This window comes from Streptomyces sp. NPDC050658 (genome assembly GCF_044457025.1).
Taxonomy (GTDB): domain Bacteria; phylum Actinomycetota; class Actinomycetes; order Streptomycetales; family Streptomycetaceae; genus Streptomyces.
The window spans coordinates 397,514-411,695 of sequence record NZ_JBITGM010000008.1; the positions used below are offsets into that span (position 1 = coordinate 397,514).

Sequence of the window (14,182 nt, forward strand, 5' to 3'; positions counted from 1 at the left end):
GAGAGCTCAGCTTTCCGGGGGCCTCCTCTCGTCCTCGCGCGTGAACACCTGGAGCAGCCAGGAGGAGAACGACCCCGTCACCGCCCCGAGCAGCGCGAGCCCACCGCACATCAGGCCCACCGCGACGAACCTGCCGAGCCCCGTGACCGGCGCCAGATCGCCGTACCCGACCGTCGACAGCGTGGTGCAGGTCCACCACACGGAGTCGCCGAACGTCCGGATCGTCGCGTCCGGCGCGGTGTGCTCCTGCTGGTAGACGGCGAGCGCGCCCGCGAAGCCGAGCAGCAGCGCCGAGAGGCCCGCGTAGGCCATCACGCGCGCGTGCAGCGCGAGCCGCGGCTGTGCGTGGCGGCGCTGCACGGCCTCGTAGAGCCGCACGATCCGCAGCGGTCGCAGCAGCGGCAGGACGAGTACGAGGGTGTCGAGCCAGTGTCTGCGTACGAAGCCGAACCGCTGCCCGCTCAGCCGCCACCGCACCGCGTAGTCCACGGCGAACGCCGCCCACGCGGCCAGCGTGAGGGCGAGGAACAGGTCATGCCAGGCGTCCGGCAGGCCGGGGGCGAGGACCAGTACCGCGTACGAGGCGAGGAACAGCACCGAGGCGAGGAACAGCGGGGCCTCGGTGCGGTCCTCCCAGCGTGCCTGTCGGCTGTCTTCGGTCATCGGCCCAGCTTCCCCCGTGAGGCACCCGGCGGCTGCCCCGCCGACACGCTCCGAACGGGCGAAGTCATATGCTGCACTGCATGACGAGTGAGCCGGAGCAGCAGATCGGAGTGGGGACGCAGGACGCGTTCCAGCGCCTGTGGACGCCCCACCGGATGGCGTACATCCAGGGCGAGAACAAGCCGAGCGGTCCGGGGGCGGACGACGGCTGTCCGTTCTGCTCCATCCCGGCCAAATCCGACGAGGACGGTCTGGTCGTCGCACGCGGCGAGCACGTCTACGCGGTCCTGAACCTCTACCCGTACAACGGCGGGCACTTGATGGTCGTCCCGTACCGTCACGTCGCCGACTACACCGAGCTGACGGCCCCGGAGACGGCCGAGCTCGCCGAGCTCACCAAGCAGGCCATGACCGCGCTGCGGACGGCGTCGGGCGCGCACGGCTTCAACATCGGCATGAACCAGGGGACGGTGGCGGGGGCCGGCATCGCCGCGCATCTGCACCAGCACATCGTGCCCCGCTGGGGCGGGGACACGAACTTCATGCCGGTCGTCGGGCACACCAAGATCCTTCCGCAGCTGCTCGCGGACACCCGCAAGATGCTCGCGGACGCCTGGCCGACGAGCTAGGGACCGGTCCCCCAGCGGAGCGCCTACGCGTCGTACACATCCGCCTTCCTCGGCATCGGGTCCTGGACCGCGCCGCTGAGGAAGCCGGAGCGGGCGCCGAACTTCTCGGTGTCCACGCCGTTCTCGGCGAGGACCTTGATGGCCGCCGAGTGCACCACGCGAAGCACCGGTGTGGCCGCGCGCAGGGCGTCGTCGGCCATGAAGCGGTGCCGCCACGGCTTGTCCGCCCAGGCGTGCCGCAGGCCGAAGGGCTCGGGCAGGACCAGCTTGCCGCCGAGGTAGTCCAGGAGCGGCGGGTACCAGGTGAAGGGGGCGCGGACCGCGAGGCGTACGACCTCGTCCGCGTCGACCAGCGGCAGCTTGCGGTCGGTGGTCTCCCAGAACTTGATCGGCTTGGCGACCGTCTTCGTCTTGGGGTCGGGCTTGCTGGTGAACAGGGAGTGCACCGGGCCGAGCGCGTGACCGGTCACCTCGATGCGCAGCGTCTCGTGCAGGACCGTCACCGTGATCAGCATCGTGATGACCAACTGGCCGTCCCAGAGCGTGAACTGCACGCCCAGATAGTGCCGGTCGCCGCTGCCGAACTGCTGCTCGTTGCAGATCCGCTGTATCTCGTGGCCGCGGACCTGGAAGGCCTCGACGTCGGTGCCGCTGGGGCGGGCGACCGCCTTCGCGTTCTCCCCGATGGGGGAGACGATCCAGTGCTTGATCGACGGGGTCGGGAAGCCGCCGGTGTGCAGCGGGCCGCGCTCCAGCATGCGCAGCTGGTCGTGCACCGCCCGTATGACGTCCCAGCTGCGGAACGGGTGGATCTCCGTGCCGTCCTCGCCGGCCACCAGCTCCTCGGCCAGCTGCCAGCTGCCCCAGCGCGTGCCCATGCCCAATATGCCCTTGGGGCCCGCGTAGAAGACGGAGTTGCTCTGCTGCTCCGCGGAGAGCCGGGCCAGGCCCTGACGCAGCTGCTCGGCGGCCGTCTCGCCCGGGCTGCCCGGCACCGCCTCGGGGATCTTGGCGCCGATGCCGCCGCCCGCGAGCAGGCTGTCCCAGCGCTCCCGCAGATCCCTGGCCGTGCGCTCGGCGATCAGCTTCGCCCAGAACCAGCCGATCACCGGGACCACGATCGCCGCCCGTATGTACCAGGCCCAGAAGCCGTCGAAGGGCAGCCGGATCAGGAAGACCGCGGCGAGCACGCCGACGGCCACCAGGACGGCCGTGGCGATCGCGTTCGCCCGCTTGTCGTCCCGCTTCATCACCGCCTGCTTGCCCGTGAAGACAAGCAGCCAGGCCAGCAGGCCGGGCAGGAAGATCAGGCCGCACAGGGCCATCACGGCCGTCAGCCAACGGTCGCGGTCCTTGCGGATGTTGTTCGCCGCGAGGCAGTGCTCGACGATCGACTGGGGCTCCGTCCCGAAGGACTGGATCAGCGGCTTGCGGCCGCCGCCGAGCATACGCACCTGCACGGCGCGCGCGAACGCCTCGCCCAGATTCGGCGCGAAGAGCTTGAACAGGCCGCTCTTCACGTCGGACTTGTGCCACTCGCTGTTGGCGTCGAGGATCTTCTCCGCCGGGCTGTCCCGGTATGCCGCCGACGCGAGGGCGTGCGTCGCCGCCGTCTGCCCCGCGGCACCCGACAGCGGGACCTGCGCGCCGGGCTTGAAGTCGAATACGTCGTCCGCCACTGCCGCCCCCATCGCCGCAAGAACCTCGCTGCTGCGGCTTTTCCCGACTTCCGTCCCTGGCACACCTGTTGATCAGGTCATCGTTGATCAGGTCATCAGCGTATCGGTGCGCACCGACATCTGTCATGGGGCGGCCGGATGGCGCTCGCCCGGAGGGGAGAGAGCCAGCGGCAACCGGCCGCCCGGATCCCTGACGGTGCCTCAACTACGAGACGTCCTGCGCCTGTTCACGGATCCTCTCGGAGAGCTGCGGGGGCATGGGCTCGTGCCGGGCGTAGCTGCGGCTGAACCGGGCGGTGCCCTGTGAGAGCGACCGCAGGTCGACCGCGTACCGGCCGATCTCGATCTCGGGCACCTCGGCCCGCACGAGTGTCCGGCCGCCGGGCGCCTGCTCGGTGCCGACCACCCGGCCGCGGCGCCCGGACAGATCGCTCATCACCGAGCCCACGTGCTCGTCGCCGACCAGGACCCGCACCTCGGCCACCGGCTCCAACAGGTGGATCCTGGCGTCCGCCGCGGCCTCGCGCAGGGCGAGCGCGCCCGCCGTCTGGAACGCCGCGTCGGAGGAGTCCACCGAGTGCGCCTTGCCGTCGAGCAGCGTGATCCGTACGTCGATGAGCGGATACCCGGCGGCCACGCCCTTCGCGGCCTGCGCCCGCACCCCCTTCTCGACGGACGGGATGAACTGCCGGGGGACCGCGCCGCCCACCACCTTGTCGACGAACTCGATGCCGGAGCCGCCCGGCAGCGGCTCGACCTCGATCTCGCAGATCGCGTACTGCCCGTGGCCGCCCGACTGCTTCACATGACGGCCGCGCCCGGCGGACTTGCCGGCGAACGTCTCCCGAAGGGAGACCTTGTGCGCGACGACGTCCACCTGTACGCCGTACCGGCTGCGCAGCCGCTCCAGGGCGACGTCCGCGTGCGCCTCGCCCAGGCACCACAGGACCACCTGGTGGGTGTCCTGGTTCTGCTCCAGACGCATCGTCGGGTCCTCGGCGACAAGCCGCGAGAGCCCCTGCGAGAGCTTGTCCTCGTCCGCCTTGCTGTGCGCCTGGATGGCCAGCGGGAGCAGCGGGTCGGGCATGTCCCAGGGCTCCATCAGGAGCGGGTCGTCCTTGGCGGACAGGGTGTCGCCCGTCTCGGCGCGGTTCAGCTTGGCGACACAGGCCAGATCGCCCGCGACGCAGTGGGTGAGGGTGCGCTGGTGCTTGCCGAAGGGCGAGGACAGCGCGCCGACCCGTTCGTCGACGTCGTGATCCTCGTGCCCGCGGTCGGCGAGCCCGTGCCCCGAGACATGCACCGTCTCGTCGGGCCGCAGGGTGCCCGAGAAGACCCGTACGAGGGAGACGCGCCCCACGTACGGGTCGGACGCCGTCTTCACCACCTCCGCGACGAGCGGGCCCTCCGGGTCGCAGGTCAGCGCGGGCCGCGCCTTGCCGCCCGGTGTGGTGACGGCCGGCGCCGGATGCTCCAGGGGTGTGGGGAAACCGCCCGTGATCAGTTCGAGCAGCTCGACCGTGCCGATGCCCTGCCGGGCGCCCTCGGCCGCGGGCGCCGCCGCGAGGACCGGATGGAAGATGCCGCGGGCCACGGCCCGCTCCAGATCGTCCACGAGTGTCTTGAAGTCGATGTCCTCGCCGCCGAGATAACGGTCCATGAGGGACTCGTCCTCGCTCTCGGCGATGATCCCCTCGATCAGCTTGTTCCGCGCGTCCTCGATCAGCGGCAGCTGGTCCTCGCCCGGTTCCGACTCCTTCCGCTCCCCGGACGCGTAGTCGAAGATCCGCTGCGAGAGCAGCCCGATCAGGCCGGTCACCGGCGCGTGCCCGTCCGGACCCTGCGCGCCGTGCAGCGGCAGATACAGCGGAAGCACGGCGTCCGGGTCATCGGCCCCGAAGGCGTCCGCGCAGGTCCGCGTCATCTCGGTGAAGTCGGCGCGGGACGCCTCCAGGTGCGTCACCACGATCGCCCGCGGCATGCCGACCGCCGCGCACTCCTCCCACACCATGCGGGTCGCGCCCGTGATGCCCTCGATGCCCTCGGCCGCCGAGACCACGAAAAGGGCCGCGTCCGCCGCGCGCAGACCGGCCCTCAGCTCCCCGACGAAGTCGGCGTATCCGGGAGTATCGAGCAGATTGATCTTGTACCCGCCCCATTCCACGGGGACCAGGGACAGCTGCACCGAGCGCTGCTGGCGGTGCTCGATGTCGTCGTAGTCGGAGACGGTGCCGCCGTCCTCCACGCGGCCCGCCCTGTTCACCGCCCCCGCGGTCAGCGCGAGGGCCTCCACCAGAGTCGTCTTGCCCGATCCGCTGTGGCCGACCAGCACCACATTCCGTACGGACGCGGGGTGGTCGGCCGTCGCTGCCCTGCCGGCGGCTCCGGGGTGTGCGTTCGCCTTGTCGCCCATGCCTTGGCCTCCCGGTTACGTGCACGGCGAGGAGGCGCACAGCCCCCTCGGGGATGCTGGCTGTTCGCGGACACGCGGGGCCGCGTGCGGGTCGACTCCGGCGACGCCCGCGGTGCTTTCGAGCTTTCCACTCGCGTCACGGTGCGTCCATACGTCGTACGCGATCGTGAGGGGGCGAGCCGGTCCGTCAAGGGCGTGACTACGATGGGCCAGCCGGTGGCCAACAGGGCCGCGCGGTCCACCGACCCCTCGGGAAGGCCATGCTGAACAAGTACGCGCGTGCTTTCTTCACGCGTGTTCTCACACCGTTCGCCGCGTTTCTCATCCGGCGCGGGGTGAGCCCTGACGCGGTCACGTTCATCGGCACGGCCGGTGTGGTGGCGGGAGCGCTGGTCTTCTTCCCCCGCGGCGAGTTCTTCTGGGGCACGGTCGTGATCACGCTCTTCGTGTTCTCCGACCTCGTCGACGGGAACATGGCACGGCAGCTGGGCCGCTCCAGCCGCTGGGGCGCCTTCCTCGACTCCACGCTCGACCGCGTCGCCGACAGCGCGATCTTCGGCGGCCTGGCGCTCTGGTACGCCGGTTCGGGCGACGACAACATCCTGTGCGCCGTCTCCATCTTCTGCCTGGCCAGCGGCCAGGTGGTCTCGTACACCAAGGCGCGCGGCGAGGCGATCGGCCTGCCCGTCGCGGTCAACGGTCTGGTGGAGCGCGCCGAGCGGCTGGTCATCTCGCTGGTCGCCGCGGGCTTCGCGGGGCTGCACAAGTTCGGCGTACCCGGCATCGACATCCTGCTGCCGATCGCCCTGTGGATCGTCGCGGTCGGCAGCCTCGTGACCCTCGTCCAGCGCGTCGTGACCGTGCGCCGCGAATCCGCGGAGGCCGATGCCGCCGCGGCGGCCGAGGCCCCGGAGAGTGAGGCCGCACAGTGAAGGACCGACTGACGGACGCGCTGTACGGGCTCGGCTGGAGCACCGTCAAGAAGCTGCCCGAGCCGGTCGCCGTGCGGCTGGGCAGGACCATCGCCGACACCGCGTGGAAGCGCCGCGGCAAGGGCGTACGGCGCCTTGAGGCCAACTACGCGCGCGTGGTGCCCGACGCGACTCCGGAGCGGCTCGCCGAACTCTCCAAGGCCGGCATGCGCTCGTACATGCGCTACTGGATGGAGTCCTTCCGGCTGCCCGCCTGGAGCAGGGACCGCGTCAAGGACGGCTTCGTACCGAAGGACGTCCACTATCTGACCGAGGGCCTGGCCGCCGGAAAGGGCGTCATCCTCGCCCTGCCGCACCTGGGCAACTGGGACCTCGCCGGCGCCTGGGTCACCACCAAGCTCGAGACGCCCTTCACGACCGTCCAGGAACGCCTGAAGCCCGAGTCCCTGTACGACCGGTTCGTCGCCTACCGCGGCAAGCTCGGCATGGAGGTCCTGCCGCACGTCGGGGGCTCCGCCTTCGGCACGCTGGCACGGCGGCTGCGCGCGGGCGGACTCGTCTGCCTGGTCGCGGACCGCGACCTGTCGGCCTCCGGCGTCGAGGTGAAGTTCTTCGGGGACACCGCGCGGATGCCCGCGGGCCCCGCGATGCTCGCCCAGCAGACCGGCGCACTGCTGCTGCCCGTGACGCTCTGGTACGACGAATCCCCGGTCATGCAGGGCCGCGTCCATCCGCCCATCGATGTCCCCGAGACAGGTACCCGTACCGAGAAGACGTCTGTCATGACGCAGGCGCTGGCCGACGCCTTCGCCACGGGTATCGCCGACCATCCGGAGGACTGGCACATGCTGCAGCGTTTGTGGCTCGCGGACCTGGACCCCGCCAAGGGGCCCGCAGACGGCGCCGAAGGCCCCGCAGAGGGGACCGCCCGGTGAGGATCGGCATCGTCTGCCCCTACTCGTGGGACGTGCCGGGCGGTGTCCAGTTCCACATCCGTGACCTCGCGGAGCATCTGATCCGGCTCGGCCACGAGGTGTCCGTGCTCGCCCCGGCGGACGACGAGACACCGCTTCCGTCGTACGTCGTCTCGGCGGGCCGCGCCGTGCCCGTGCCGTACAACGGCTCGGTGGCCCGGCTCAACTTCGGGTTCCTGTCCGCCGCGCGGGTGCGCCGCTGGCTGCACGACGGCACCTTCGACGTCATCCACATCCACGAGCCGGCCTCGCCGTCGCTCGGGCTGCTCAGCTGCTGGGCGGCCCAGGGGCCGATCGTCGCGACGTTCCACACGTCCAATCCGCGCTCCAGGGCCATGATCGCCGCGTATCCGATCCTGCAGCCCGCCCTGGAGAAGATCAGCGCGCGCATCGCGGTGAGCGAGTACGCGCGGCGCACCCTCGTCGAGCACCTGGGCGGCGACGCGGTCGTCATCCCGAACGGCGTCGACGTCGACTTCTTCGCCGACGCAGAGCCCAAGGCCGAGTGGCAGGGCCAGACGATCGGCTTCATCGGCCGCATCGACGAGCCCCGCAAGGGCCTGCCGGTGCTGATGCGGGCCCTGCCGAAGATCCTCGCGGAGCGCCCGGACACCCGGCTGCTCGTCGCGGGGCGCGGCGACGAGGAGGAGGCCGTCGCCTCGCTGCCGGCCGAGATGCGCGACCGCGTCGAGTTCCTCGGCATGGTCAGCGACGAGGACAAGGCGCGGCTGCTGCGCAGCGTCGACGTGTACGTGGCGCCCAACACCGGCGGCGAGAGCTTCGGGATCATCCTGGTCGAGGCGATGTCGGCGGGCGCGCCCGTCCTCGCCAGCGATCTGGACGCCTTCGCCCAGGTCCTCGACCAGGGCGCCGCGGGCGACCTCTTCACGAACGAGGACGCCGACTCGCTGGCGGCGGCGGCCGTGCGGCTGCTCGGCGACCCCGAGCGGCGCGAGGAACTGCGCGAGCGCGGCTCCAAGCACGTACGCCGCTTCGACTGGTCGACGGTCGGCGCGGACATCCTCTCCGTGTACGAGACGGTGACGGACGGCGCGGCGGCGGTCGCCGCGGACGAACGGACGGGCCTGCGGGCACGGTTCGGGCTCGCGCGGGACTGAACCCCTTGGTGCCGCCGGGTGTTCGGGGCGCCCGGCGGTGAATCCGTTCGGCCGTTGCGGCTAGCCTCGTGCCGGTGACCTCGACATTGATCTGGATCGCGGCGGCCCTCTTCGCGATCGGCCTCTACCTGAGCTGGACCGCCGGACGGCTCGACCGGCTGCACGCGCGCCTCGACGCGGCTCGTGCCGCCCTCGACGCGCAGCTCCTGCGCCGCGCCTCGGTGGCCCAGGAAGTGGCCACCTCCGGAGTGCTCGATCCGGCGGCCTCCATCGTGCTCTACGAGGCGGCGCACGCGGCCCGGCAGGCGGAGGAGGAGCAGCGCGAGGTCGCCGAGAGCGAGCTCAGCCAGGCGCTGCGGGCGATCTTCGGAGAGGCCCAGCAGGTCGAGGCGGTGCGTGAGGCGCCGGGCGGCGACGAGGCCGCGGGGGAGCTGGCGGCGGCCGTGCGCCGGGTCCCGATGGCCCGCCGCTTCCACAACGACGCCGTACGCGCGGCCCGCGCCCTGCGCAGGCACCGCAAGGTCCGCTGGTTCCGCCTCGCGGGCCACGCGCCGTTCCCGATGGCCTTCGAGATGGACGACGAGCCGCCCGCGGCACTGGCCGACCGGGCCGGTGCTTAGCAGCCCCATACGCCCCTGACCAGGGACGTACGGGAAAAATGAGCCACCGGTCATTCATTGGCCCTTGCTGTGGACTGGTCGCCGGGAGTTTCCTCATAGACGCAGGAACCCGTCGTCAGCAATCGAGGTCAACTCCGTGTCCAGCACCCTCTCCAGCAGCAACCCGTCGCCCGAGACCGGCACCGCGCGCGTCAAGCGCGGCATGGCCGAGCAGCTCAAGGGCGGCGTCATCATGGACGTGGTCAACGCCGAGCAGGCGAAGATAGCCGAGGACGCCGGCGCCGTCGCCGTCATGGCCCTGGAGCGGGTCCCCGCCGACATCCGCAAGGACGGCGGCGTGGCCCGGATGTCCGACCCGAACATGATCGAAGAGATCATCGAGGCCGTCTCCATCCCGGTCATGGCCAAGTCCCGCATCGGCCACTTCGTCGAGGCGCAGGTCCTGCAGTCGCTCGGCGTCGACTACATCGACGAGTCCGAGGTCCTGACCCCGGCCGACGAGGTCAACCACAGCGACAAGTTCGCCTTCACGACCCCCTTCGTCTGTGGCGCCACCAACCTGGGCGAGGCCCTGCGCCGCATCGCCGAGGGCGCGGCCATGATCCGCTCGAAGGGCGAGGCCGGCACGGGCAACGTGGTCGAGGCCGTGCGCCACCTGCGCCAGATCAAGAACGAGATCGCCAAGCTGCGCGGCTTCGACAACAACGAGCTGTACGCCGCCGCCAAGGAGCTGCGCGCCCCGTACGAGCTCGTCAAGGAGGTCTCCGAGCTGGGCAAGCTGCCGGTGGTCCTCTTCTCGGCCGGTGGCGTCGCCACCCCCGCCGACGCCGCCCTGATGCGCCAGCTCGGCGCCGAGGGTGTCTTCGTCGGCTCCGGCATCTTCAAGTCCGGCGACCCGGCCGCGCGCGCCGCCGCCATCGTGAAGGCCACGACCTTCTACGACGACCCGAAGGTCATCGCCGACGCGTCCCGCAACCTGGGCGAGGCCATGGTCGGCATCAACTGCGACACCCTGCCCGAGGCCGAGCGCTACGCGAACCGGGGCTGGTAATGACCACTCCCGTAGTGGGCGTCCTCGCCCTTCAGGGGGACGTACGGGAGCACCTGATCGCCCTGGCCTCGGCTGACGCCCTGGCCAGGCCGGTCCGGCGCCCCGAAGAGCTGGCCGAGGTGGACGGCCTGGTCATCCCCGGCGGTGAGTCCACCACCATCTCCAAGCTGGCCACCCTGTTCGGCCTCCTGGAGCCGCTGCGCGCACGCGTGCGTGCCGGTATGCCGGTCTACGGCACCTGCGCGGGCATGATCATGCTCGCCGACAAGATCCTGGATCCGCGCTCGGAGCAGGAGACCGTCGGCGGCATCGACATGATCGTGCGGCGCAACGCCTTCGGGCGGCAGAACGAGTCCTTCGAGGCGGCCGTCGACATCGCCGGCATCGAGGGCGCTCCCGTGGAGGGCGTCTTCATCCGCGCCCCCTGGGTGGAGTCCGTCGGCGCCGGCGCCGAGGTGCTCGCCGAGCACGAGGGCCACATCGTCGCCGTACGGCAGGGCAACGCGCTCGCGACGTCGTTCCATCCGGAGCTGACGGGCGACCATCGGGTGCACGAGCTGTTCGTCGGGATGGTGCGGGAGAACGCGGCGGCGGGATCCTTGTAGGATCTCTCGGGTTCGTACTGAGTTGGGTAACGCGAAGGAGACAGGCAGATGTCCGGCCACTCTAAATGGGCTACGACGAAGCACAAGAAGGCCGTGATTGATGCCAAGCGCGGCAAGCTCTTCGCGAAGATGATCAAGAACATCGAGGTCGCGGCCCGCACGGGCGGCGCCGATGTGTCCGGCAACCCGACCCTCTTCGACGCCATCCAGAAGGCGAAGAAGAGCTCGGTGCCGAACAAGAACATCGACTCCGCGGTCAAGCGCGGCGCCGGTCTCGAGGCCGGTGGCGCCGACTACGAGACGATCATGTACGAGGGCTACGGCCCCAACGGTGTCGCGGTGCTCATCGAGTGCCTCACCGACAACCGCAACCGCGCCGCCTCGGACGTACGTGTCGCCATGACCCGTAACGGCGGCTCGATGGCCGACCCGGGCTCCGTCTCGTACCTGTTCAACCGCAAGGGCGTCGTGATCGTCCCCAAGGGTGAGCTGTCCGAGGACGACGTCCTCGGTGCCGTCCTGGACGCGGGCGCCGAAGAGGTCAACGACCTCGGCGAGTCCTTCGAGGTGCTCTCCGAGGCCACCGACATGGTCGCGGTCCGCACCGCGCTGCAGGAGGCCGGGATCGAGTACGACTCGGCGGACGCCAACTTCGTCCCGACCATGCAGGTCGAGCTGGACGAGGACGGCGCGCGCAAGATCTTCAAGCTGATCGACGCGCTGGAGGACAGCGACGACGTGCAGAACGTCTTCGCCAACTTCGACGTGAGCGACGAGGTCATGGAGAAGGTCGACGCGTAGCGCTGCCGCGAGCTGAGCAGTTTCGGCGGGCCGGATAGGACACACGTCCACCGGCCCGCCGCTGTTGTCAGTGGCAGCGGATAGCCTGGCGTGAAGTCAATGATCACCGCTGTGACGAGGGGAGGGGCGCGCATGCGCGTACTGGGGGTGGACCCCGGACTGACCCGGTGCGGTGTCGGGGTCGTCGACGGAGTCGCCGGACGACCGCTCACGATGCGCGGGGTCGGCGTCGTCCGCACGCCGCCGGACGCCGAGTTGGGCCACCGCCTCGTCGTCATCGAGCAGGGCATCGAGCAGTGGCTCGACGAGCACGAGCCCGAAGTCCTCGCCGTGGAGCGGGTGTTCAGCCAGCACAACGTCCGTACGGTGATGGGCACGGCCCAGGCCAGTGCCGTCGCCATGCTCTGCGCCTCGCGCCGCGGCATTCCCGTCGCCCTGCACACGCCGAGCGAGGTCAAGGCCGCCGTCACCGGCAGCGGCCGGGCCGACAAGGCGCAGGTCGGCGCGATGGTGACCAGGCTCCTGAGGCTCGACGCGCCGCCGAAGCCGGCCGACGCGGCGGACGCCCTCGCCCTCGCCATCTGCCACATCTGGCGCGCCCCCGCGCAGAACCGCCTCCAGCAAGCCGTGGCCCAGAACCGCCTCCAGCAGGCCGCAGCCCTGCACGCATCGAAAGGCCGTACCGCATGATCGCCTTCGTCAGCGGCCCCGTAGCCGCCCTCGCCCCCGATACCGCGGTGGTCGAGGTCGGCGGCGTCGGCATGGCCGTCCAGTGCACGCCGAACACGCTCTCCACGCTCCGCGTCGGACAGCAGGCCAAGCTCGCCACCTCCCTCGTCGTCCGGGAGGACTCCCTGACCCTGTACGGCTTCGCGGACGACGACGAGCGGCAGACCTTCGAGCTGCTGCAGACCGCGAGCGGCGTCGGACCGCGCCTGGCCCAGGCGATGCTCGCCGTGCACAGCCCGGACGCCCTGCGCCGCGCGGTCTCCACCGGCGACGAGAAGGCGCTCACCGCCGTCCCCGGCATCGGCAAGAAGGGCGCCCAGAAGCTCCTCCTGGAGTACAAGGACCGCCTCGGTGAGCCGCTCGGCACCGGCGGCCCCGCCATCGGCAAGGCCGTCACCGCCGGCTGGCGCGACCAGCTGCACGCCGCACTGATCGGCCTCGGGTACGCGACCCGCGAGGCCGACGAGGCGGTCGCCGCCGTCACCCCGCAGGCCGAGGCCTCCGAGACGCCGCCCCAGGTGGGCCAGCTCCTGAAGGCCGCCCTGCAGACGCTGAACCGCACCCGCTAAGCGCTCAAGCGCTCCGCGGGAAGCGCGGTACTCCGTCTGTGGGTACGTCGTGGCTGGTCGCTCCCCCAAGTTCTCGGCTTCACTCGAACAGGGGGAACCCCCTTCGCACCGGAGCCGCATATGTCACAGCCCCGCGCCCCCTCGGGGCGCTCCCGAACCGCAGCGGACTCAGCCCGACCGCTCAGCCCCCGACCACCAGAAACACAGAGCGAGGCGACCTCATGAACTGGGACGAGACCACCGACGACACGACCGCACCCGGCGCGGCCGAGCGGCTCGTCGGTCCCGCCGCGGAGCGGCTGGTGGGCTCAGTCGCCGACGGGGAGGACCAGGCCGTCGAGGCCGCCCTGCGCCCCAAGGACCTGGGCGAGTTCATCGGCCAGGAGAAGGTCCGCGAGCAGCTCGACCTGGTCCTGCGCGCCGCCCGCGCGCGCGGCGCCACCGCCGACCACGTGCTGCTCTCCGGCGCCCCCGGCCTCGGCAAGACGACCCTCTCCATGATCATCGCGGCCGAGATGGGCGCCCCGATCCGCATCACCAGCGGCCCCGCCATCCAGCACGCGGGCGACCTCGCCGCGATCCTCTCCTCCCTCCAGGAGGGCGAGGTCCTCTTCCTCGACGAGATCCACCGGATGTCCCGGCCCGCCGAGGAGATGCTCTACATGGCGATGGAGGACTTCCGCGTCGACGTCATCGTCGGCAAGGGCCCCGGCGCCACCGCCATCCCGCTCGAACTGCCGCCCTTCACCCTGGTCGGCGCCACCACACGCGCGGGCCTGCTGCCGCCGCCGCTGCGCGACCGCTTCGGCTTCACCGCCCACATGGAGTTCTACGAACCGGCCGAGCTGGAGCGGGTCGTCCACCGCTCCGCGCACCTGCTCGACGTGGAGATCGACCCGGCCGGCGCCGCCGAGATCGCGGGCCGCTCCCGAGGCACGCCCCGTATCGCCAACCGCCTGCTGCGCCGCGTGCGCGACTACGCCCAGGTCAAGGCGGACGGCGCGATCACCAGGGACATCGCCGGTGCGGCCCTCAAGGTCTACGAGGTCGACGCCCGCGGTCTCGATCGCCTCGACCGCGCCGTGCTCGAAGCCCTGCTCAAGCTGTTCGGCGGCGGCCCCGTCGGCCTGTCGACCCTCGCCGTCGCGGTGGGGGAGGAGCGCGAGACGGTCGAAGAGGTGGCCGAGCCCTTCCTCGTACGGGAAGGGCTGCTCGCCCGCACGCCCCGCGGCCGCGTCGCGACGCCCGCGGCATGGGCGCATCTCGGCCTTGTCCCCCCGCGCCAGGCGGGCGGAATCGGACAAGGGGACCTGTTCGGGGCGTGACGGCGCGGGTACTCGCCGGGTCAGGAACTGCGGTGCCATGCTGAGCGTTGTTCGTTAGGTGCGGACTCGCTTAG

The 14,182-nt window shown here is 71.1% G+C and carries 14 protein-coding genes; 11 read left to right on the plus strand and 3 right to left on the minus strand.

Annotated elements, in window-relative coordinates:
* Window positions 1-6: 6 nt before the first annotated feature.
* Window positions 7-663, minus strand: coding sequence for a potassium channel family protein (locus tag ACIBKX_RS27920; protein WP_363277200.1), 657 nt, complete (start codon window positions 661-663; stop codon window positions 7-9).
* Window positions 664-731: 68 nt separating this feature from the next.
* Here ACIBKX_RS27920 and ACIBKX_RS27925 point away from each other — a divergent pair, with 68 nt between their 5' ends.
* On the plus strand, window positions 732-1,292 hold the full coding sequence (locus ACIBKX_RS27925) for an HIT domain-containing protein (RefSeq protein ID WP_363277199.1): 561 nt from the start codon (window positions 732-734) through the stop codon (window positions 1,290-1,292).
* A 23-nt stretch (window positions 1,293-1,315) separates the two neighbouring features.
* Here ACIBKX_RS27925 and ACIBKX_RS27930 read toward each other — a convergent pair whose 3' ends face one another.
* Together ACIBKX_RS27930 and ACIBKX_RS27935 are read right to left on the minus strand one after the other, a co-directional pair.
* Window positions 1,316-2,983 carry a hypothetical protein gene (locus ACIBKX_RS27930; protein ID WP_363277198.1) on the minus strand — a complete coding sequence of 556 codons (1,668 nt, stop codon included), beginning with the start codon at window positions 2,981-2,983 and terminating at the stop codon, window positions 1,316-1,318.
* A gap of 193 nt (window positions 2,984-3,176) precedes the next feature.
* The gene (locus tag ACIBKX_RS27935; protein ID WP_363277197.1) at window positions 3,177-5,384 is read right to left on the minus strand and encodes an elongation factor G-like protein EF-G2; all 2,208 of its coding nucleotides are present in this window, start codon (window positions 5,382-5,384) and stop codon (window positions 3,177-3,179) included.
* A gap of 260 nt (window positions 5,385-5,644) precedes the next feature.
* On the opposite strand from ACIBKX_RS27935, the gene pgsA reads away from it, so the two are divergent.
* From pgsA to ruvB, 10 genes are all read left to right on the plus strand, one after another.
* Window positions 5,645-6,316 carry a phosphatidylinositol phosphate synthase gene (pgsA, locus tag ACIBKX_RS27940; RefSeq protein ID WP_363277196.1) on the plus strand — a complete coding sequence of 224 codons (672 nt, stop codon included), beginning with the start codon at window positions 5,645-5,647 and terminating at the stop codon, window positions 6,314-6,316.
* The gene (locus ACIBKX_RS27945) at window positions 6,313-7,251 is read left to right on the plus strand and encodes a phosphatidylinositol mannoside acyltransferase (protein WP_363277195.1); all 939 of its coding nucleotides are present in this window, start codon (window positions 6,313-6,315) and stop codon (window positions 7,249-7,251) included. The genes pgsA and ACIBKX_RS27945 overlap by 4 nt, the downstream gene beginning before the upstream one ends.
* Window positions 7,248-8,408: a glycosyltransferase family 4 protein gene (locus ACIBKX_RS27950; protein WP_363277194.1), complete on the plus strand. Its 1,161-nt coding sequence runs from the start codon at window positions 7,248-7,250 to the stop codon at window positions 8,406-8,408. Before ACIBKX_RS27945 ends, ACIBKX_RS27950 begins: the two co-directional genes overlap by 4 nt.
* Window positions 8,409-8,482: 74 nt before the next feature.
* Complete coding sequence (locus ACIBKX_RS27955; RefSeq protein WP_363277193.1) at window positions 8,483-9,028, plus strand: hypothetical protein; 546 nt, start codon at window positions 8,483-8,485, stop codon at window positions 9,026-9,028.
* A 136-nt stretch (window positions 9,029-9,164) separates the two neighbouring features.
* Entirely contained in the window at window positions 9,165-10,079 is a 915-nt protein-coding gene (gene pdxS / locus ACIBKX_RS27960) for a pyridoxal 5'-phosphate synthase lyase subunit PdxS (protein ID WP_363277192.1), read from the plus strand.
* Window positions 10,079-10,684: a pyridoxal 5'-phosphate synthase glutaminase subunit PdxT gene (gene pdxT, locus ACIBKX_RS27965; protein ID WP_363277191.1), complete on the plus strand. Its 606-nt coding sequence runs from the start codon at window positions 10,079-10,081 to the stop codon at window positions 10,682-10,684. The genes pdxS and pdxT overlap by 1 nt, the downstream gene beginning before the upstream one ends.
* Window positions 10,685-10,732: 48 nt before the next feature.
* On the plus strand, window positions 10,733-11,485 hold the full coding sequence (locus tag ACIBKX_RS27970; protein ID WP_363210989.1) for a YebC/PmpR family DNA-binding transcriptional regulator: 753 nt from the start codon (window positions 10,733-10,735) through the stop codon (window positions 11,483-11,485).
* Between the two features lie 132 nt (window positions 11,486-11,617).
* Window positions 11,618-12,175 carry a crossover junction endodeoxyribonuclease RuvC gene (gene ruvC, locus ACIBKX_RS27975; protein WP_363277190.1) on the plus strand — a complete coding sequence of 186 codons (558 nt, stop codon included), beginning with the start codon at window positions 11,618-11,620 and terminating at the stop codon, window positions 12,173-12,175.
* The gene (gene ruvA / locus ACIBKX_RS27980) at window positions 12,172-12,783 is read left to right on the plus strand and encodes a Holliday junction branch migration protein RuvA (RefSeq protein WP_363277189.1); all 612 of its coding nucleotides are present in this window, start codon (window positions 12,172-12,174) and stop codon (window positions 12,781-12,783) included. The genes ruvC and ruvA overlap by 4 nt, the downstream gene beginning before the upstream one ends.
* Before the next feature lie 221 nt (window positions 12,784-13,004).
* A complete protein-coding gene (ruvB, locus tag ACIBKX_RS27985; protein ID WP_363277188.1) occupies window positions 13,005-14,108 on the plus strand; it encodes a Holliday junction branch migration DNA helicase RuvB in 1,104 nt (367 codons plus the stop codon).
* Window positions 14,109-14,182 lie beyond the last annotated feature (74 nt).

Bases quoted from the DNA above. Each gene is read 5' to 3' on its own strand.
- ACIBKX_RS27920 (WP_363277200.1), bottom strand. From the start codon at position 663: ATGACCGAAGACAGCCGACAGGCACGCTGGGAGGACCGCACCGAGGCC.
- ACIBKX_RS27925 (WP_363277199.1), top strand. From the start codon at position 732: ATGCTGCACTGCATGACGAGTGAGCCGGAGCAGCAGATCGGAGTGGGG.
- ACIBKX_RS27930 (WP_363277198.1), bottom strand. From the start codon at position 2,983: ATGGGGGCGGCAGTGGCGGACGACGTATTCGACTTCAAGCCCGGCGCG.
- ACIBKX_RS27935 (WP_363277197.1), bottom strand. From the start codon at position 5,384: ATGGGCGACAAGGCGAACGCACACCCCGGAGCCGCCGGCAGGGCAGCG.
- pgsA (WP_363277196.1), top strand. From the start codon at position 5,645: ATGCTGAACAAGTACGCGCGTGCTTTCTTCACGCGTGTTCTCACACCG.
- pdxT (WP_363277191.1), top strand. From the start codon at position 10,079: ATGACCACTCCCGTAGTGGGCGTCCTCGCCCTTCAGGGGGACGTACGG.
- ACIBKX_RS27970 (WP_363210989.1), top strand. From the start codon at position 10,733: ATGTCCGGCCACTCTAAATGGGCTACGACGAAGCACAAGAAGGCCGTG.
- ruvC (WP_363277190.1), top strand. From the start codon at position 11,618: ATGCGCGTACTGGGGGTGGACCCCGGACTGACCCGGTGCGGTGTCGGG.
- ruvA (WP_363277189.1), top strand. From the start codon at position 12,172: ATGATCGCCTTCGTCAGCGGCCCCGTAGCCGCCCTCGCCCCCGATACC.
- ruvB (WP_363277188.1), top strand. From the start codon at position 13,005: ATGAACTGGGACGAGACCACCGACGACACGACCGCACCCGGCGCGGCC.